18 protein-coding genes are annotated in these 18124 nt (G+C 38.7%); 7 read left to right on the top strand and 11 right to left on the bottom strand.

Annotated features, from left to right (window positions below; translation table 11 throughout):
• Nucleotides 1-40: 40 nt before the first annotated feature.
• From PP181_RS13140 to PP181_RS13090, 11 genes are all read right to left on the bottom strand, one after another.
• A complete protein-coding gene (locus PP181_RS13140) occupies nucleotides 41-1177 on the bottom strand; it encodes a serine hydrolase domain-containing protein (RefSeq protein WP_272637461.1) in 1137 nt (378 codons plus the stop codon).
• Between the two features lie 47 nt (nucleotides 1178-1224).
• Nucleotides 1225-1593: a hypothetical protein gene (locus tag PP181_RS13135; RefSeq protein ID WP_272637460.1), complete on the bottom strand. Its 369-nt coding sequence runs from the start codon at nucleotides 1591-1593 to the stop codon at nucleotides 1225-1227.
• Between the two features lie 399 nt (nucleotides 1594-1992).
• Nucleotides 1993-2952: an alpha/beta fold hydrolase gene (locus tag PP181_RS13130; RefSeq protein ID WP_272637459.1), complete on the bottom strand. Its 960-nt coding sequence runs from the start codon at nucleotides 2950-2952 to the stop codon at nucleotides 1993-1995.
• Between the two features lie 91 nt (nucleotides 2953-3043).
• Entirely contained in the window at nucleotides 3044-3688 is a 645-nt protein-coding gene (locus tag PP181_RS13125) for a hypothetical protein (RefSeq protein ID WP_272637458.1), read from the bottom strand.
• Between the two features lie 216 nt (nucleotides 3689-3904).
• On the bottom strand, nucleotides 3905-4522 hold the full coding sequence (locus tag PP181_RS13120) for a CatB-related O-acetyltransferase (RefSeq protein WP_272637457.1): 618 nt from the start codon (nucleotides 4520-4522) through the stop codon (nucleotides 3905-3907).
• On the bottom strand, nucleotides 4519-4905 hold the full coding sequence (locus PP181_RS13115) for a hypothetical protein (RefSeq protein WP_272637456.1): 387 nt from the start codon (nucleotides 4903-4905) through the stop codon (nucleotides 4519-4521). Before PP181_RS13115 ends, PP181_RS13120 begins: the two co-directional genes overlap by 4 nt.
• The gene (locus tag PP181_RS13110; RefSeq protein ID WP_272637455.1) at nucleotides 4902-5774 is read right to left on the bottom strand and encodes an SDR family oxidoreductase; all 873 of its coding nucleotides are present in this window, start codon (nucleotides 5772-5774) and stop codon (nucleotides 4902-4904) included. The genes PP181_RS13115 and PP181_RS13110 overlap by 4 nt, the downstream gene beginning before the upstream one ends.
• Nucleotides 5775-5798: 24 nt before the next feature.
• Entirely contained in the window at nucleotides 5799-6257 is a 459-nt protein-coding gene (locus PP181_RS13105) for a hypothetical protein (protein WP_272637454.1), read from the bottom strand.
• Between the two features lie 21 nt (nucleotides 6258-6278).
• Nucleotides 6279-7358, bottom strand: coding sequence for a serine hydrolase domain-containing protein (locus PP181_RS13100; RefSeq protein WP_272637453.1), 1080 nt, complete (start codon nucleotides 7356-7358; stop codon nucleotides 6279-6281).
• A gap of 100 nt (nucleotides 7359-7458) precedes the next feature.
• Nucleotides 7459-9231, bottom strand: a complete 1773-nt coding sequence (locus PP181_RS13095) for a helix-turn-helix domain-containing protein (protein WP_272637452.1) — start codon at nucleotides 9229-9231, stop codon at nucleotides 7459-7461.
• Between the two features lie 181 nt (nucleotides 9232-9412).
• The gene (locus tag PP181_RS13090; RefSeq protein ID WP_272637451.1) at nucleotides 9413-10885 is read right to left on the bottom strand and encodes a sensor histidine kinase; all 1473 of its coding nucleotides are present in this window, start codon (nucleotides 10883-10885) and stop codon (nucleotides 9413-9415) included.
• Nucleotides 10886-11178: 293 nt separating this feature from the next.
• On the opposite strand from PP181_RS13090, the gene PP181_RS13085 reads away from it, so the two are divergent.
• The 7 genes from PP181_RS13085 to PP181_RS13055 all read left to right on the top strand — a co-directional run bounded on the left by PP181_RS13085 (nucleotide 11179) and on the right by PP181_RS13055 (nucleotide 17787).
• Entirely contained in the window at nucleotides 11179-11580 is a 402-nt protein-coding gene (locus PP181_RS13085) for a response regulator (RefSeq protein WP_138258569.1), read from the top strand.
• 77 nt (nucleotides 11581-11657) lie between these two features.
• Nucleotides 11658-12200: a heme NO-binding domain-containing protein gene (locus PP181_RS13080; RefSeq protein ID WP_272637450.1), complete on the top strand. Its 543-nt coding sequence runs from the start codon at nucleotides 11658-11660 to the stop codon at nucleotides 12198-12200.
• Nucleotides 12193-14607 carry a PAS domain S-box protein gene (locus PP181_RS13075; RefSeq protein WP_272637449.1) on the top strand — a complete coding sequence of 805 codons (2415 nt, stop codon included), beginning with the start codon at nucleotides 12193-12195 and terminating at the stop codon, nucleotides 14605-14607. The genes PP181_RS13080 and PP181_RS13075 overlap by 8 nt, the downstream gene beginning before the upstream one ends.
• Nucleotides 14564-15694 (top strand): FIST signal transduction protein, encoded by a 1131-nt coding sequence (locus PP181_RS13070; RefSeq protein ID WP_272637448.1) that lies wholly within the window; start codon nucleotides 14564-14566, stop codon nucleotides 15692-15694. Before PP181_RS13075 ends, PP181_RS13070 begins: the two co-directional genes overlap by 44 nt.
• Nucleotides 15694-16752: a sensor histidine kinase gene (locus tag PP181_RS13065; protein ID WP_272637447.1), complete on the top strand. Its 1059-nt coding sequence runs from the start codon at nucleotides 15694-15696 to the stop codon at nucleotides 16750-16752. The genes PP181_RS13070 and PP181_RS13065 overlap by 1 nt, the downstream gene beginning before the upstream one ends.
• 1 nt (nucleotide 16753) lies before the next feature.
• Nucleotides 16754-17074, top strand: coding sequence for an Hpt domain-containing protein (locus tag PP181_RS13060; RefSeq protein WP_154918778.1), 321 nt, complete (start codon nucleotides 16754-16756; stop codon nucleotides 17072-17074).
• Nucleotides 17075-17076: 2 nt separating this feature from the next.
• Nucleotides 17077-17787 carry a LytR/AlgR family response regulator transcription factor gene (locus PP181_RS13055; protein ID WP_138258563.1) on the top strand — a complete coding sequence of 237 codons (711 nt, stop codon included), beginning with the start codon at nucleotides 17077-17079 and terminating at the stop codon, nucleotides 17785-17787.
• The last annotated feature ends 337 nt before the right edge of the window (nucleotides 17788-18124 follow it).

Genomic DNA, 18124 nt, shown 5'->3' with positions numbered 1-18124 from the left:
CCCTTGTATTGCAAGGGGCTAATACTTATTACCTATAATGTCATTCTTTTTGGATTAATTTAAGTATTTCATACACCAAATTTAGCGCTCCCTTTGAAGCTTCCAATTGATTTAAAGTGCCCGATACGTAGGTATCCAATTGAGGGCAGTACCATAAAAAGGAGGCGGTACTACCCGTGTGGCCGATGACTTCCAAATTTGAATCATTATTATAAAGCTCCTTAAAGGATACTTTCCTAAGTCCGTAACCATAATCCATTCCAACGGTTTCATATACCCATTGCTGCATGTCCTGACGGGTTTCTTTCTTTACTAGTGCATCGTTGTTGAATCCCTGAAGGAATCGGGTTAAATCTTGGGTTGTTGCGACCAGACCACCTCCACCCCAATCGGCACTTAAACTTTTTAGCGTTGATAGTTCCGCATCGCCAGCATAAAATTCGGCCATGGCCATTTCATTTTTCAACGGCGACGATTTTAGATTGATATAGGAACCGTTCATTCCCAAAGGCTTAAAAATATGCTGTTTAAAAAATTCGTTCAAGGAAAGGCCGCTTACCTTTTCTATCAGCAGTGCCAACAGCACATATTCCGTATCCGTATAATGGTAACCCTCACCCGGGGCAAAATGGGGCTCCATCTTCTCTTTAGAAAACTGGATGAGTTCCTCAGGAGACCATAATCTAGCGGTATCCATTAACAGTTGATTAATGATATTGGGACTACCATCAATTGTGTTATCCGTAAAATAGTCCGGTAAACCTGATGTATGCTGCAGAAGATGCGCTATGGTAATGTCTTTTGAGTACTCATTTCCATCCAATACGTGCAGCTTTTCAATCAGTGATTTTGGTAGATGTTGGGCGATTTTATCTTCAAAATTCAGCCTCTTTTGGTCCTTTAACATGCCTACAGCTGTAGCCGTGAGCATTTTGGTAATGCTGGCCGTATAAAATGGAGTATTGATTGTTAAAACATTTTCCGAATTCACGGTACTTTCCGCCAACCGAAGATCAATTCCTTTAGATTTGGAATAGACGTGCAGAAAAGCACTTTTGATAGGTTTCTTTTCCAATTCGGTCGCAAATAATTCCGCAATCTTTTGAGGTGCGTTCTGCTGACCAAATGTCCATATGGAAACAAAGAGCACTATGGTCCGTATTACCTTATTTTTCATTGTATTGCTTTCTTTATGTAAGATACTTCATTTAAAATAGTCCTTTATTAGAACCAACTGAACCCTAACCCGATGTTAAAACTTACTGCGTCCCTATGTGCATCTCCTGCTAAAAAAGCCCTGCCCTTTACTAGCTTGGACTGCACGTTCAGCGCAAAATTTTTCTTCTTGAAGATTTCATAGCCCGTGCTGGCCATCACGGCACATCCAAAATTCCAATCATCATTTTCGTTGTCCTTAATGTCGTAGAGTGCGGGTGAATCTATGGCCAAACCTATACCTCCATGAATCCACCAACGGTCATTTGCCCAATATTGCAGGGACGGTATAAAGCCTCCAAAATGTCTGTCATTGTCCTGAAATTCGTATATGTTTCCCGGTAAAGAGACCGTAATGGCTAGATTGTCGTTCAACATGTGGCCGAACTTTAAATCTGGAAAAACAAACGTTCCCTGGGCATTATCAAACGTTTGATTACCAGCACTATCTTCTATACCGATGATACCGCCGCCTACTTGGAATTCAAAGATGAAACCGTCCCTCTGTGTTGTTGTTACAGAATGTGTGTTTTATGCATATGTAACACTTGATGCGAATGCAAAGGCTACACAAGCCATTTTTAAGACGGTTTGTTTTTTGATTGTTTTACTCATGCCTTTATTATTTAATTTTAATAGGTATTCGTGAATCTTTGATTTCATGATTGTTCGTTTTTTGATTGTTTTAAATTGATGTTACAAAGTTGGGATACCTATTCAAGCAAATCGTCTTGAATTATAATTTGAAACCTAACTATTCCTTTTACTTTGGATTGATTACTTGTTGGCCTTCGCCAAGACATTATATATCAAGTTTTGCATTTCTACGGATTTGTACATCGGTATTTGATGACCCACATTTTTCAGCCGAAACAGTTGCTTTTTGGGTGCTTCTAGCCTTTCATAAAATTTTTGTGTGAGTTCAAAACCGGTGGTTAGATCGTCCTCCCCTATGAATACATACACGGGGATTTTAAAAAGGGTTCGATGCTTTAAGGCCTTAATGCTATACAGTTCTTTATAAAGGGGCATCCATTGTGGCTCCCATTCCTTAAAGAATTTCATGTATTGACCAAATTCATTTTCTGGAATGGGAGTTCCCTTGTAATCACTGATCCATTTAAATTGAACGGCCATATCCTCGACATTTTCATAAGGTATATGTACAGCTTTAAGTTGCCTAACGGCCTCCTTCTTGTTCCGTGCCTTGTAGTGTTTTATCAGTTTGGCTTGGGCCGTGTTTTGACTTTTTTGATTATCCAATACGGGACTAACGGCCACCAATGAGGCTATTTTATTTGGATATTCTGTTGCCAAATGGAACCCTAAAACGGTTCCCCAAGAATTGGCTACCACTATCATTTTGTCTTTTTGAAACGCTTCCAATAGATATTCCAAGATGTCCTCGGTATCTTGTTTCATAACTGAAAGGGTGGGCGATTTTAAATTACCGATCGATGATTTTCCAGACCCTCTTTGGTCCCAATGGACCACCAAGAAATGTTCTTCCAGAATATGGGTGATTTGTTCCCTGTGGGATGCGCTCGCCGCTCCAGGCCCACCATGTAAATACAGCATAAGGGGCTTGCTTTTATTCCCTTTTATGCTGATAAATTGCTTACTGCCCCCAATTTTCACAAATTGGGTAGTATCCACACGTGTTGAATCCAGCCTAGGACTCTGCGCGAATAAAGTAGCGGATAGCGCAATACAAATTACTGTTAATAGATATTTCATGAGGTTGTAGCTAAAAAAATGTTTGTTAAATCACTATAATCAAAGTCTTACTTGATGACCCATAGAGGACTGTATCACTTTGGGATTGTCTTTAGAATTTGATTCCAACGTATAGATTAGGTTCAAAAAGGAAATAGGATTTCCATTTATTGTCTAATTGTTTAAAGGCGTCCGGGGTATTGGTATCGAACATCCAATTTTGAAAATGGACCTGGGGCTCAATAAAAATGCGCTTCTTTTTTCCGAAAGCAATATGATAACCCAAATGGTAAGACGAGTAGAGCTTGAATCCGTTGGCTATTTTCTCATTGTTCAGGTCTAGATAGGTTTTGTATTGCGGTAGCACTTCCACCGTAGCGAACAATCCTTTCCAGAGCATGCGTTGGTATGAAATTCCAATACCCGTTTCACGTAGGTAGCCGGGATAGAATTCACTTTCGGAATCTATTTTATCCAATAGTCCATCCCACCACTGTATGCCCATGGGCTGAAACAACCTCCAAGTGGCGAATTTTACACCGATGATGTTTTTGGAATCCAATTCGCGCTTCACATGAAGCTCAATATGTTGTGTATTTGTTCTTTCGCCTCCTTTACCAATATTACCTAGGATGATGGCAGGAAAGCTTACCCTGTAGGTATAATCGGAATCATTACTCAATATAGATTCCTTGTTACTTTGAGCAAAAACACTTAACGTGCAAAGTGTTAGACCGATGATGAATAGTTTTTTCATTGTAATGTGTTTTTAATTTTCGTTTTTGATTTGTAATGAATTGATGAGGCAAAGAAACTGTACACAGGAAGGCGTATCGTCCTGAATTATGATTCAAAACCTTTTTGTTTTCCCTACTACTTCTAGGCTTTTGTATCAGGAAAAGAAAAGTTAGATGCACAAAAAAAGGCTTAACATTTTCAGTGTTAAGCCCTCTGGAACATATTATGTAAGTTTTTAAAACAACGCTTCCGGATTACTGGTAAGTTTCCCTAGATTTTGGGTGATTTTTTCAATATCCCAATGCCACCATTGTAGTTCCAACAACCTGGAAATGGTAGCCTCGGAGAAGCGTTTTTTAATTGGTTTTGCCGGATTGCCACCCACAATGGAATAAGGCTCCACATTTTTAGTGACCACCGCCTTTGTGGCAATGATGGCTCCATCGCCAATATGCACTCCGGGCATAATCGTTGCCCCGTGGCCTATCCATACATCATTGCCGATAATGGTATCCCCTTTTGTAGGATAGCTTTTGCCCTCCATGGCGTTTTGCCAAGCACCTCCAAATATGGCAAAGGGATAAGCCGTTGCGGCTTCGGTGAGATGATTGCCACCGTTCATTATAAAGGTAGCACCGGAGGCAATCATACAGAACTTCCCAATGATGAGCTTATCCCCAATAAAATCAAAATGGTATTTGACGTTTTTTTCAAAGTTGGCAACATCTTCAAAATCATCGTAATAGGTATAATCCCCTACAGTGATATTCGGATTTGTAACAATGTTTTTCAGAAAACAAAGGGTATCGTAGTTTGGTAAGGGGAAGCGGGTATTTGGGTCCGGAGCTTTCATGGATTACGTTTGGACATTTTAAATAAACTTAGCGCTAAAATAAGGGTAAGCAGGGCTTGCGCTTTTTCAAAAATACTTTCTGCCAGCAGATTACCAAGGGTATTGAGCACAAAATATACGGAAAACACCAATAACCATCTGTTTAGGGTTTTCTCGTGCCATTTATTGGGAATTACTTTGGTTTTCATTAAAATCAAACTACCTAAAAACAGCAGGACCAAAAGTGCTACCCATTCTAAAATTAGGATTGTTTTGGGTTCCACTATTTTTCCTCCCCAAACCACATGGGATGGGATAAATTGCAATAAAATCAGTATATGAAATAGAACGTAGGCCATTACAATACCCAGCGCAATTCTTCCAAAAACGTTTATTTTTTTCATTTTGGTGCTATATTGTTTTGAACTACTTCCTTGTAAAAATCCTCCAAATGATGGGTGCCAAAACAGGGGGCAATACAATCCTCTGCCATTAAGGTGAGAAAAAATTCGATGGGTCCATAGGTTTTGACACTGATAAAAGTTCGCAAAAACCAAATGGTCAGTTTTCTGGACCAATCCGGCAAATGCACAATTTTAATGGGCTTGTTTAAGGTTTTTAGCGCGAGTTCACTTATTTCATTTAGGCTTAAAACATCCGGACCTCCAATAGTCAGTTCTTTGTTACCATCATCTAAGGTAGCTACAATGGCTCTTGCCAGGTCATCGCCATGGATAGGATTGAATTTTTGATGGCCGGAACCAAACAAATAAACACGTCCCGATTTCGCCATTTCTAAAAAATCCTTCATATCCGAGAAAAAACCATTCGGCCGTACGATGGTATAATGCAACCCCGAGGCTTTTAAAGTATCCACAAACTTTTCCTTGGCCTCAAGGATTTTTAGATTGCGGTGTTTGTCCCCGTTAATGGCGGACACATACACAAAGTGCTTGACATCCGCCTTTTTAGCTTCTTCCAACAAATTCAAATTGGCCTGATAATCGACATCCATGTAGGTAAGACCGTCTTTTTGCCTAGTGATGCCCACGGTAGAAATTACGGTGTCAATGCCCTTACAGATATCCCGTAAGGTTTCAGGTCGTGTTACTTGGGCCTGTTTTATTTCCAAATAATTCTCATGGTCATTTTGCAAGCTATCGGGATTGCGCACAATGGCGACGACCTGATTTTTCCTTTCGATGAGGACTTTCAATAAGAAACCACCCAAATAGCCTGTAGCGCCTGCCAATAATACGTTGGTATGTTTCATCACTAATAAAAATTTAATGGTTTTTCAGTCCAATTTTCTTTTAAAAATATATCGGGTTATAAAAATCCCATTATCGTCATTTTTGCCTGCGTCACTTTCCACGGCACTGGTTACGAACACCAAATCCCAACCTTCTGTAAGCATGTCCGTAAGTTTTGATGAAATCAAGGCATCGTTCGCTACAATATTTTGAAAGCGTATTCCGCCCAAATTATAAAAGTTCAACAGTTTTGTTTCCTCAAAATTTTTGACCCTAATATCCTTTCTCTTGGCTTTATTCCTCGTATTGTCGTCTTCTGTTTGCTCAGAAGTGAATTCCTTGTAATCCCTTTCATCGTTGGATGAAAGCATACGTGATCGGCCCAATCCGCTTGAAACAATAGATTCTACACTTGTTATGACCTTAACTTCATAGTCTTGCTGACTAAAAACAGGATTTGTACAAAATGTGTAAAAGGCAAATAATACTACTAATTTTTTCATGTCTCTATAATTGAAATATTTTTAATTAAACTCCTTGGTCAATAGGTGTTCGATAATGGTGTTGCGTTGTGTTCCCGTATCGTCTTGCTGATTGCTTAACAGTACCATCGTCGCATCATATTCCGGTATAAAACCGATCATACTCCAATAGCCATTAATATCGCCACCGTGCCAGTACATGGTGGTACTGCCCTCTTGTGTGGTAAACCATCCCAAGCCAAAATCCACATAGCCACTTGGAACATCTTTGGCAAATATTTCCAACTTTTCAGCTTCGGTAAACCAATCTGTTTTTACGGCATTGGTCCAGCTTTCCATATCGCTTGGTGTACTACTGAAATCGCCTGCCCCAAAAGGAATGTCCATAGGATACGAACTATTGAGATTTCCGTTCAAATAACCCTGTGCATGGGTATCGATATCAATCTCATCCGTCCCTTTGTAGGATCCTGACATTCCCAACGGATTGAAAATTTTCTGCTGCACGTATTCGTGATAGGGCATTCCCGATACCTGCTCCACCAACAAGGCTGCAATGAGATAGTTTGAGTTGCAATACTCTTTGTTAGACCCTGGTGTAAAATCGAGTCCATTTTCAAGGATCAATTCCTTGATAAGCTCATAAATAGTCCCTTCATCCAAGGTTTGCCCTTGTTCGTAAGCGCCTTCAGCCAGTAATTGATACTCTGGTACACCCGATTGATGGGATAATAACTGGGCAATGGTAATTTGATCACCATTTGGGAATTCGGTATCAAATTCATCCAAGGTTTGATCAAAGCTTTGGATCATCCCATCACGTTTTAATTGCACTACCGTCGCTGCGGTAAGTGTTTTGGTAACCGAACCTATTCGGTACCCTAGGTTATCCCCTTGGGGCAATTCCGTGTCTTGATTTGCCCATCCAAAACCCTGGCGTACCAAATCCTTCCCGTTTTTGGTGACTATGGCATATCCTTGAAACCCGATATCGGTGAGGACATTTTCAAGTGTCGTGTCGTTGGGATTGGGTGCAGTGGTGTCGTCTTCCTTAGAGCAAGATGTAAAAAGTAGTACAGTGGTTACTATAAATGGGAGTAAGAATTTGTGTAAAGTTGTCATAATTGTTCGTTTATTGATGTATAATTTTGATGCAAAGATTGACCGTAAGTACACATCAATCGTTCTGAATTATAATCTGAAACGAACTAAGGAAGATGAATCATGAATTGGACTTCATCCAAGCCCTAGGGGTTATCCCCTCTATTTTTTTAAAATAGGTATTGAAAACGCTTTTGGAATTGAACCCGCTGTCATAGGCCAATCCAAGAATGGTCAAATGCGAGTTTTTGGGGTCCAGGGCAATGGATTTAAAACGTTTTAGGCGGTATGAATTCACAAAGTCATTAAAATTTAGATCAAAGGCGGTATTGATCAGGTAAGATATTTTATTGGTGTTGAACCCTAGGACATCGGATACGAATTTTAAACTCAATTGCGGATTCAGAAAAGGTTCCTCTTCCTCAAAATAGGTTAGCAGTTCCTCTTTTAAGGCCTCAGTTTGGGTAGCATCTAAAATAGTAGGTGTTGATTTTTCTTCCTCTTCCACGGGGGATGTAATATCCGAAAGGCACAGGTTGGAATGGTGCAAATCCGAAAAACCAACCATCCCGTGTAAGGGTTTCAAAAAAGGTTCTTGCCTGTAATTGATGATTTGGCCACGCCTGCGTTCGATCAATTCCTTCAAACGGGAAAAACCTAACGCTTTATGGTTGGAATTACTCAAAATATAAAGGTCGTAGGGAACAAGCATGGTTTCGTTACTTTCACTAGCTGTCCATCGTGATACAATTTCCTCCGGGACTTCAACAGGTTTTTCATTGATAAGTCGGAACAACAATTTTTTCTCTTCGAGTAATGGCGTGTCCTTTATAAATTCTTCAAAATGTTGTTTTTGGTTGAGCCATATCAAACAAAAACACTTTAAATGATGCGCTAAGGCTAATTCCGGATTAAGGGTTAGGGCATAATCTACAATTTCCAAGGCTTTATCAAATTGACCTTGATAATAGCAGATATGGGCAAAAGTGTAATGATTGTTTGCCGAAAGCGGATCTACATCCAAAAGTTTGTTGGCATATACTAAGGCCTCGTCAAAAAAGCCGAGGGCAATGAACAGTTCCGCCATAGCTTCCAAACCATCGATGTGATTCGGATTAATGGCCAAGACTTTATTGATATGGATGTACGCATTTTTAAAATCCCATTCCTCCCAAAAAAACTTACCAACAAAAGACAACGGATATTCTGGCAAGGAAGTGTCTATTTCTTTGGCGATCAAAAGATTGTCAATGGCCAAATCCATAGCTTCTTGGTAGGGCATATACCCCCACATGGCCAATAATCCGTAGCATTGCAAATTGGCATAATAGGCTTTCGCATAATTTTTATCCAATGCAATGGCCTGATCATAATAGGTTATGGCCTCGTTAAGGCTTTCCGGGGTCCATTTTAATTGCAATGATCTTCCTTTTAAAAATAATTGATAGGCATCAATATTGTTTGTTGGTTGATTGATCAAATGCTCCTGAACTTCAAAATGTCCAAAATTGTTTCGGACTTCATCCGCAATGGCCAGGCTAATCTCATCTTCCAGATCAAAAATATCCGTTAATTCCCTATCGAACCTTTTGGACCAATAATGCGTTCCGTCCGCAACATCTATTAACTGTGCCGTTATCCTAACCCGTTCCCGGGATTTTTTAATACTTCCCTCAAGTACCGTGTTAACACCCAATTGCCCACCAATTTCCCGAATATCAATACCCTTCCCTTTAAAGGCAAAGGAGGAGGTACGGGCAATTACCTTAAGCTCGTTGATTTTTGTGAGTGCATTGATGATTTCCTCGGTAATCCCATCACAGAAATAGTCATTGTCAATATCATTGCTCATATTGACAAAAGGTAAAACTGCTATGGACTGCGTACTACTCATTAATTCGATAAGCAAGGTAGCTAATCAAAGAGGAAACATCTAAGGATTAAATATTGCCACCTGTCAGGGTTCAACCACAGAACTTAGGCGTAAACTTAATTTTTATTTTTCAACTAAAATTCCATTTACCAACAATTCTTGAGATTATGGATTTGTATATAAATAGGTTAGACTGATCCAATTACTTTGCAAACCGCATGATAGAGTTCGTTCCCTTACCCTTTGTGCTCTCGCAAAACAATGTACCGCCATTCATCTCCGTAAAATCCTTGGCAATGATAAGGCCAAAGCCGGTTCCTTTTTCTCCGTCGGTTCCCAAACTTGTTTTTGGGGCATCTTGTTTTTCCAGGTTTTTATACCAATCCATATCCATTCCAACCCCATAATCCCTGACTCCCACCTCAATAACTTCTGTAGTACCTTTGGACCAGAGCACCACTTTCTGTCCGTTCTCACTAAACTTGATGGCGTTCGAGGTCAAGTTTCTGAGGACGACCAAAAGCATATTTTTGTCAATAAAAAGGGTTTCGCAGTCGATATTTAGCGAAATGTCGATCTGTTTGTCCTTGGCCATTTTTTCGAATTCTTTTTTGATAGCTGAAAAAATCGATTGTAAATCACATTTCTCCTTATTCAATTGTACACCTTCCAATTGATTATAAGACCACTGCAACAGGCCGTTGACCATGGTTATTTTATATGAAATATCGCTTTTCAGCTTGCCCGTAAAATTTTTCATCTCCTCATTGGCCAGTTCACTTTCAATAATGTCAACCATCTGTCCCAGATTTACCAAGGGAGCCCTTACATCATGGGTAATCAAGGAGAAAAGTTTGTTTTTAAGTTTATTTACTTTGACCAACTCTTCGTTTTGGTCCTCTAATTTTTGTTTCGCAATTTGAAGTTTTTCGGTTTGTTTGTCGACCTCAATTTTTAAAAGTTCGTTGGCCGCTACCTGCATCTTGATGTTCTCATCTTCCAAAAACTTGAACTTGAAGCCTATCAGTATTGAAAATAAGATCAATTGTAATGTGATCAGGATAGCACTTACCAATACTATGAATCCTGTGTTTATAGGAAAATGATTCATCAAAAACCAAGTAACTACATATAAAACACCCGAAATCAATAGAGGAGTATTAGCATACAAATAATAGGTGTTGAACTTCTTTGTTTTGAACAAAAGAAATCCCGATACTATGTTTATTATCAAGGTAACCAGTGCGGTACATGCGGCAAGTAGCTCTAGTATTTCAGAGAGTAAAGGATTTATTACCGTTAGTATGTTCAGAATGTGCAAAACGGGAAGGACAATGACCAAGAGAATCAGAAGTTTATAAATTTTGAACAGCCGTGGATTTCCCTCCTTATCAATATTCAAATAATTCTCGGTAAACTTCAATAGACCAAAGGTGGTCAACATGGCGGTAACCAACGAGGCATGATAAGCGATATTAGCGATGTTCGGACCAAAACGACCTTCAATGAAGAGATACAGGCTCCAATGGAGGGTCAAACCAAATATCAGTATCGCATAATAAAGTAGGATTCTATGCTTTAAAACAAGGAATGAGAGGAGATGATATATCCCAAAAACACTAAAGATGGCCGTAAAAACGATTGTTGAGATATACCGTACCTCCATGGAATCCATACCTGTTTAACTAATTGGTTTTAATATAGAATATTTGGATAATTCACACAATTTTTTTGGAGTCTGGAGTGCATAGGGTTTTGTCCAACTTCTGTCATTCTTCCTAGTATAAATTAATTAAACTTAATTTTAAGGTGTTGGAATATTCCGTTGAATAAATATTCTGAAATTATTTCAATTCCTTTATCTTAGGTAATTTACCATTCGTCTACATTAAAAAGTAATCCGCCGATAGTGATTCATAAATATGGTATCTTAACAAGATATTTGTTCGTTACTCTAAACATAAACTTATGCACATTTTACTAATTGAGGATGATACAATAGAAATCATGAAGTTGGAGCGCACCGTGAGTAAGCTAGAGGTAAATCATAAAATAACCCAAGCAAAAAATGGAGAGGCGGCGCTGGAGTTTCTTAATTCTGAAAACAGGTTGCCAGATATCATTTTGTTGGATCTGAACATGCCTAGAATGAGCGGTATAGAGTTTCTTAATATCCTTAAAGAGGATGATAAGTTACGTTACCTTCCAACAATCGTTCTCACAACATCCGAGAACAGGGTCGATTTGTTGGAATGCTATAAGATCGGTATCGCCGGTTACGTCATCAAGCCCTTAAAATACGAGGATTACGAGCATAAACTTAAGCGCGTTCTGGAGTATTGGGACATCAATGAATTGGTGAAAGCCTAGTTAAAAAGACCATTTCACAACAAAATTTTAGCGGCACGTATTACTTTTCTTACATTTAACCTGACTTATTCAGCAACATGAAAGGAATTGTTTTTACAGAGTTTTTGGAAATGGTAGAGAATGCTTATGGACTTGAGGTAGTGGACTCAATCATAGAAAAATCCAATCTACCGTCCGAGGGTGTGTATACATCCATTGCAACTTACGAATTTAATGAAATGGTCAGCCTTATTACTGCTTTGAGTAAAGAGGTTAATGTGCCCTCTGGTGACCTAATATACACTTTTGGCCATTATCTTTTTTCGAGCTTGGGCAGAGCCCACCCAGAGGTAATACAAAACTACAATAGTCCCTTGGGGTTGCTTTACTCCATTGAGGATCATATACATGTACATGTAAAAAAACTGTATCCAGATGCAGAGTTGCCTTCCTTCAAAATTCTAGATAAGACAGATAGTTCCTTAACAATGATCTATACCTCTTCAAGAGGCCTTTATCGTCTAGCCCATGGTCTAATAGAAAAGACCTTTGAGCATTTTAACGGTAAGGCAGATGTAACTTATGATCTACTAAAAGAGGATGGAACCCAAGTAAAATTTAAGATTGTCCAAAATGGATAATAAGGAAATCAATCTTCTTAAAAAAGCCCTTGAACGGCAAAAGAAAGCACGTCAACAGGCAGAGAGAATTCTAGAAAACAAATCCAAGGAGCTTTATGACGTAACGCGTCATTTAAAGGAGACCAATAACAAATTGGAAAATCTTTTAAGCGAAAAAACATCAGAATTAGATGGTGTTTTCATGAACATTTTAGATCCATACGTACTCATGGATCTGCAGTTCAATGTTATCAATATGAACACTTCCGCGAAGGAACTGTTGCAAAAAGACCACACCAAAGAGAATGTAAATCTGGCACGTTTTATACACCCAGATTTTCAACAATATACCTTGGAATCCATGCAGTCTTTATTAGAGGTGGGCACCTTAAAAAACTATAGGGCGAAAATCATTATATCCCAAGGGATGGAAATTTGGGTTCAAATTAATGCCAGTCTCATTTTCAATAGCCAAAGAAAACCAATTGCGGCTCAAGGTATCATTAGGGATATTACCGGGGAGATGGAAGTAAAGGAATTGCTTGGGGAACAGAAAAAGCAATTGGACATAATCGTGGAAAACTCCCCTTTAGGTATTCTGCTGGCGAAGGACAATAAAATAATCAAGGCCAACGAAACATTCATGCAGATGTTAGGGTATTCCCATCATGAGCTCATGCATATTTCCTTGAAGGATATATCCGCCCCGGAAGAACAATCGGATTCATGTATGCTTCTCGATCAAATGAACGAAGGTATCTTGGAGGAGTTTACCGCCATTAAAAAATTCTTTAAAAAGGATGGGTCGTTCATTTTGACCAAGACCAGAATGAATGCCGTGACCAACCATCAAGGGGAGATAAATTATCAGGTAGGTATTATTGAGGACATTTCAAAGGAGCGAAAGGCCGAAATGGAATTGAAGGCATCGGAGAGTAGACTTTCCACCCTAATCTCCAATCTACATTCTGGAGTTTTATTGGAGAATGAGGATCGAAAAATTGCACTTACCAACAAAATGTTCTGTAACCTTTTCAACATTCCCGCAAATCCGGAAGATTTGAAAGGAGCGGATTGCAGCGAATCAGCAGAACAGAGCAAGGTTTACTTTAAAAACCCCGACACATTCGTAAAACGAATAGAGGAAATACTAGAACAGAGGGAGATCGTTCTTTCGGATGAGCTTGAGTTGATCGATGGTAGGATTTTTGAAAGGGATTATATTCCAATTTACAATGACGGTATTTACAAAGGGCATCTATGGGCATATCATGACGTTACCATCGGTAAAAATTATAAAAAGAATCTAGAGGCCCAAAGGGAGAAGTATAGTAGCATTATTGCCAATATGAACCTTGGTCTTGTGGAAGTGGACAATAATGATGTTATTCAGATGGTGAACCAAAGTTTTTGCCAAATGAGTGGTTTTAGGGAACATGAACTAGTGGGCAAGGTTGCCAGGGATATCTTACAGGTTTCCAATAAGGAATTAATTCCTTCCAAAAATAAGAGACGTTTGTCCGGAGCATCGGATTCCTACGAAATAGAGGTGCAAAGCAAGGATGGTAGAAATAGGCATTGGCTCATCAGCGGGGCACCAAGATATAATGAATCCGGGACTGTCATTGGATCGATAGGGATTCACTTGGATATTACGGATCAAAAGAACTTGGAGTTCCAAAAGGAAAAACTTTTAAAGGAATTGGAAATAAGCAATACCGGATTGCAGGAATACGCTCATATTGTATCGCACGACCTAAAATCCCCGCTGAGAAGTATTAGTTCCTTAGCCACTTGGTTGTATGAAGATTACAAGGATATTCTGGATGAAGGTGGTAAACAGAATTTACAGATGATGCAGGAAAAAGTGGCTTCCATGGATAAATTGATTCATGGCATCCTAGAATATTCCACAGCCAATAGTTCTGAACTGGATAGTTCAACGGTAAACCTCAATGAAGTGGTATCGGAGATTAGGGAAACCATTTATATCCCTGAACATGTTACTATAAGTGTTCCTGAAAAATTACCAGTAATACAAGCGGATAGAACAAAAATGTACCAACTTTTTCAAAATATCATTGGCAATGCAGTGGTTCATATTGAAAAGAAAATGGGTGTTGTTGAGGTTACTGCAAGTGAATATGATGATTTCTGGGAGTTTTCCATTAAAGATAATGGTGTAGGAATTCCGGAAAAATTCCATAAAAAAATCTTTAAAATTTTTCAATCTATAGGGAACAATGAAAGATCTACCGGCATAGGATTGTCCATTGTTAAGAAGATCGTGGATCGGTATGAGGGTGACGTTTGGGTAGAAAGTGAAGTGGGGAAAGGAACGGATTTCCATTTTACGATTAAAAAAAGTTTAGTAAGTCAATCAGATGAAAATTGTACAGGCAATAAAAAGGCAAAACAACCCTTTTGAGTTTAATAATAAAAAATACTTGACCAGACCTTTGGTGTTGGTTTTTGGCAATAGGTTTATTTTGGAAAGTGGAACTATTTACAAAGAAATAAGAGGTTTGTTTCCAGATGGACATTTGGTCTTTGGAAGTACTAGTGGTGAAATTATGGATGATACCGTTATGGAGGAATCTGTAGTACTGACAGCCATAGAGTTTGAGAAAAGTAGTTTTTTGGTCAAATCCAAAAATCTGAAGACCTACCAAAACGATGAAATAGCATTGGGCAATAGTTTGATCAAGGAGTTTCCCAAAGAAGGATTAAAACATGTGTTTATCATTTCTGACGGTAGTAGTGTCAATGGCAGTGCACTAATTACTGGTTTGGAGAACGGAAAAGAAATTGGTGTAAGTCTTTCGGGCGGATTATGTGGTGATGACGATCGTTTTGAACGAACGTTGGCTTCGTATAATGAACCTCCAAAAGAGGGTGAAATCGTGGGTATTGGGTTTTATGGTGAAACCTTGGAGGTGACCAGTGCCAATTATGGGGGATGGACCCCTTTTGGGCCACAGCGAATAATTACACGATCCCAGGGAAATTTACTTTTTGAACTGGATGGTAAACCTGCCTTGGACCTATATGTAAAGTATTTGGGTAAGAAGGCAAAGGATCTTCCCAAGTCGGCCCTTTTGTATCCATTAAGCGTGAAGACATCAGAAAATGCAGAACCTATTGTTAGGACAATTTTAAATATAGATGAAAAGGAAAATACCATGACCTTGGCCGGTGACGTACCCCAGGGCTCCAAGGTACAATTGATGATGTCCTCAGTAGATGATATCGCCAACGGAGCCAATGAGGCCGGGAGGTTGGCAATGAAGGATAGATTGAAATCTCCAGAACTTGCCCTTTTGGTCAGCTGTATTGGCAGAAAATTAGTCATGGACCAAAGAACGGAAGAAGAGATAGAGGAAGTTAAGTCCGTAATTGGTGGTGATGTCTATATTGGCGGGTTTTATTCTTATGGAGAATTGGCACCCTTTAGTCAAAACAACTCCTGTAAGCTTCACAATCAAACGATGACACTAACCTTATTTAGCGAATAATGCACTCCTTGTTAAAGAGACAATTACGTAAATATTTACCTAATGAGGAGCAACTTACTGAGGAAATGACCCAATTTTTGGATGCTGTCCAGAAATCATATGAAAATTTCGACGAGAAATTTTACATGCTACAAAGGGCGTCTACCATAAGTTCAGAAGAATTGTTCGAGGCCAATCAAAGGCTGGAGAAAGAAGCCGTTCGTCAAAAGGCAATTCTGACGGACCTAGAAAGTGCCATTGAAAGTTTAAGTAAGAATCTACATGAGAAGGAGGTATTGTTCACAGAGGGAGAGCATGGATTTAACGCAGAATATTTGGCCAAGAATATTAGTGACCTGGCCTCACGTATGTCAGGCATGACCGCAGAAAAGGATAGGCTTTTAAAGGATTTGGAGGAACAGAATAAATCTTTGAATAACTATGCCCAAATGGTCTCCCATGATCTAAAATCCCCCATTCGAAATATAAACGCCCTCATGAGCTGGATTGTGGACGAGGAGAAGGAAAAGTTTTCGGATATAAGTAAAAACAACTGCTCTTTAGTATCCCAGAATCTGGAGAAGATGGACAAATTAATATCGGGAATCCTAAAACAAGCTACTTTGGGCCAAACCCAAGAACAGCCAGTATCCTTTGAATTGAGGAATCTTCTTGAAGAAATTCAACGTACTATTTATATTCCTGAAAATGTTTCTCTTACGTTTGGCGAAGAGCTCCCTACCATGACTTTCGAAAAAGAAAGATTGGAACAATTGTTCATGAATTTGATAACCAATGCGGTCAAGGCTACCGAAGACAAAGAAAATGGGATTATTTCCATAAACTATGAACCGGATGACACTTTTTGGAAGTTCAGCATTGCAGACAACGGAAAGGGCATACCAAAGTACCATCAAGAAGGAGTTTTTGAAATGTTCAAAAAATTGGAAAATGATGTTCTTTCCACAGGAATAGGCTTAGCCATTGTAAAGAAAATCATTGAACTGTATGAAGGTGAAATTTGTTTGGAATCCGAAGAGGATAGGGGAACAACTTTTTATTTTACATTAAAGAAATGATATGACAGAACAGCCTAACCTAGAATACATCAACCAGCTCTCCGGAGACGATATGGATTTTAAACAACAATTTATTACCATTTTAAAGGAAGAATTTCCTTTGGAAAAGGAAGTGTATTACGATCATGTTGAAAACGCTAGGTTAAAACAGACAGCGGACATTGTTCATAAGATTAAGCATAAGTTTAATATATTAGGACTTCATAATTCTTACGAAGTAGCGGTAAGGTATGAAAAGGAGCTATTGGAGGGGCGTACCAACTCTGAAACTGAATTTAAATCCATCCTAAAAAAAGTGGAGACCTACTTAGACATAATTTGAGTATGAATTGCATTATAATTGATGATGAAGTTGCGGCAAGGGCCATAGTTAGAAAATTGTGTTCTAATTTGCCGAACATTGATGTCATCGAAGAGTTTGACAATGCCATTGAAGCCATCAAGTTTTTAAACCATCAGGACATAGATATTGTATTTTTGGATATACATATGCCCGGTTTTAGTGGGGTCGATTTTGTACAAACCTTAAAAAGCCCACCAAAGATTGTATTGACAACTTCAGATACCCAGTTTGGCATAGCCGCCTATGAATATGAATGTATCGTTGATTATTTGGTAAAACCTATTACTTTGGAACGGTTTGAAAAGTGCATTCAAAAGGTAAAAAACACGTTGGTCCAGCAACCTAAGAATAGCCCTGAAAGAACGGAAGAAACCTCGGTAGGTGAAGACCTCTACATTAACATAGACCGCAGGTTAATCAAATTAAAGTTCCACGAGATTTTAGTGATCGAGGCGAAAGGGGATTATATCGATATAAAAACTGAAAAGGAAGGTTTTAGGGTACATAATACTTTAAAGAAAATTAAGGAAAAATTACCGGACAAGCTGTTTCTGCAAATCCACAGGTCTTATATAATTAATTTTACTAAAATTATTGATATTGAAGATAATAGTGTTCTTATTGAAAAAAATGTAGTACCAATAAGCCGCTCCAATCGTCCTGAATTAATGCGTAGGCTCAACCTCTTGTAAGTTTTCCTTAATTTCCTAGTATCCAACCAAGAAAAGATATCAACTGTCTATACCTTAAGACTTCAACACTAACAAAGTTCTACCTTTGGAAGCTTGTTATAATTAATTCAAATCATCAAATTATGGAAACTATAGTATTAATAATAGGGGCAATGAAGAAACTTGTATCGACTTAAAAATGAATGTTATCCATAGTTGTGTTTAATATTACATTGTCCTTAATAAGCTTGATTTAAATTTCTTTTGATATAAGAAGCTTAGAATCTTTTTCTTAAAGAAAATAGTGCTTGCTTAATGACCTTTTAGACCAAGATTCCAGAAAACTTCAAATTTTGAG

Source organism: Maribacter sp. PR66, assembly GCF_028464205.1.
Taxonomy (GTDB): domain Bacteria; phylum Bacteroidota; class Bacteroidia; order Flavobacteriales; family Flavobacteriaceae; genus Maribacter; species Maribacter flavus.
Note: the sequence above shows the minus strand (reverse complement) of the source record. Positions and strands in the feature narration are given on the sequence as shown.

Coding starts and splice junctions, on each gene's coding strand:
- PP181_RS13140 (WP_272637461.1), bottom strand. CDS start 1,177: ATGAAAAATAAGGTAATACGGACCATAGTGCTCTTTGTTTCCATATGG.
- PP181_RS13135 (WP_272637460.1), bottom strand. CDS start 1,593: ATGTTGAACGACAATCTAGCCATTACGGTCTCTTTACCGGGAAACATA.
- PP181_RS13130 (WP_272637459.1), bottom strand. CDS start 2,952: ATGAAATATCTATTAACAGTAATTTGTATTGCGCTATCCGCTACTTTA.
- PP181_RS13125 (WP_272637458.1), bottom strand. CDS start 3,688: ATGAAAAAACTATTCATCATCGGTCTAACACTTTGCACGTTAAGTGTT.
- PP181_RS13120 (WP_272637457.1), bottom strand. CDS start 4,522: ATGAAAGCTCCGGACCCAAATACCCGCTTCCCCTTACCAAACTACGAT.
- PP181_RS13115 (WP_272637456.1), bottom strand. CDS start 4,905: ATGAAAAAAATAAACGTTTTTGGAAGAATTGCGCTGGGTATTGTAATG.
- PP181_RS13110 (WP_272637455.1), bottom strand. CDS start 5,774: ATGAAACATACCAACGTATTATTGGCAGGCGCTACAGGCTATTTGGGT.
- PP181_RS13105 (WP_272637454.1), bottom strand. CDS start 6,257: ATGAAAAAATTAGTAGTATTATTTGCCTTTTACACATTTTGTACAAAT.
- PP181_RS13100 (WP_272637453.1), bottom strand. CDS start 7,358: ATGACAACTTTACACAAATTCTTACTCCCATTTATAGTAACCACTGTA.
- PP181_RS13095 (WP_272637452.1), bottom strand. CDS start 9,231: ATGAGTAGTACGCAGTCCATAGCAGTTTTACCTTTTGTCAATATGAGC.
- PP181_RS13090 (WP_272637451.1), bottom strand. CDS start 10,885: ATGGATTCCATGGAGGTACGGTATATCTCAACAATCGTTTTTACGGCC.
- PP181_RS13085 (WP_138258569.1), top strand. CDS start 11,179: ATGCACATTTTACTAATTGAGGATGATACAATAGAAATCATGAAGTTG.
- PP181_RS13080 (WP_272637450.1), top strand. CDS start 11,658: ATGAAAGGAATTGTTTTTACAGAGTTTTTGGAAATGGTAGAGAATGCT.
- PP181_RS13075 (WP_272637449.1), top strand. CDS start 12,193: ATGGATAATAAGGAAATCAATCTTCTTAAAAAAGCCCTTGAACGGCAA.
- PP181_RS13070 (WP_272637448.1), top strand. CDS start 14,564: ATGAAAATTGTACAGGCAATAAAAAGGCAAAACAACCCTTTTGAGTTT.
- PP181_RS13065 (WP_272637447.1), top strand. CDS start 15,694: ATGCACTCCTTGTTAAAGAGACAATTACGTAAATATTTACCTAATGAG.
- PP181_RS13060 (WP_154918778.1), top strand. CDS start 16,754: ATGACAGAACAGCCTAACCTAGAATACATCAACCAGCTCTCCGGAGAC.
- PP181_RS13055 (WP_138258563.1), top strand. CDS start 17,077: ATGAATTGCATTATAATTGATGATGAAGTTGCGGCAAGGGCCATAGTT.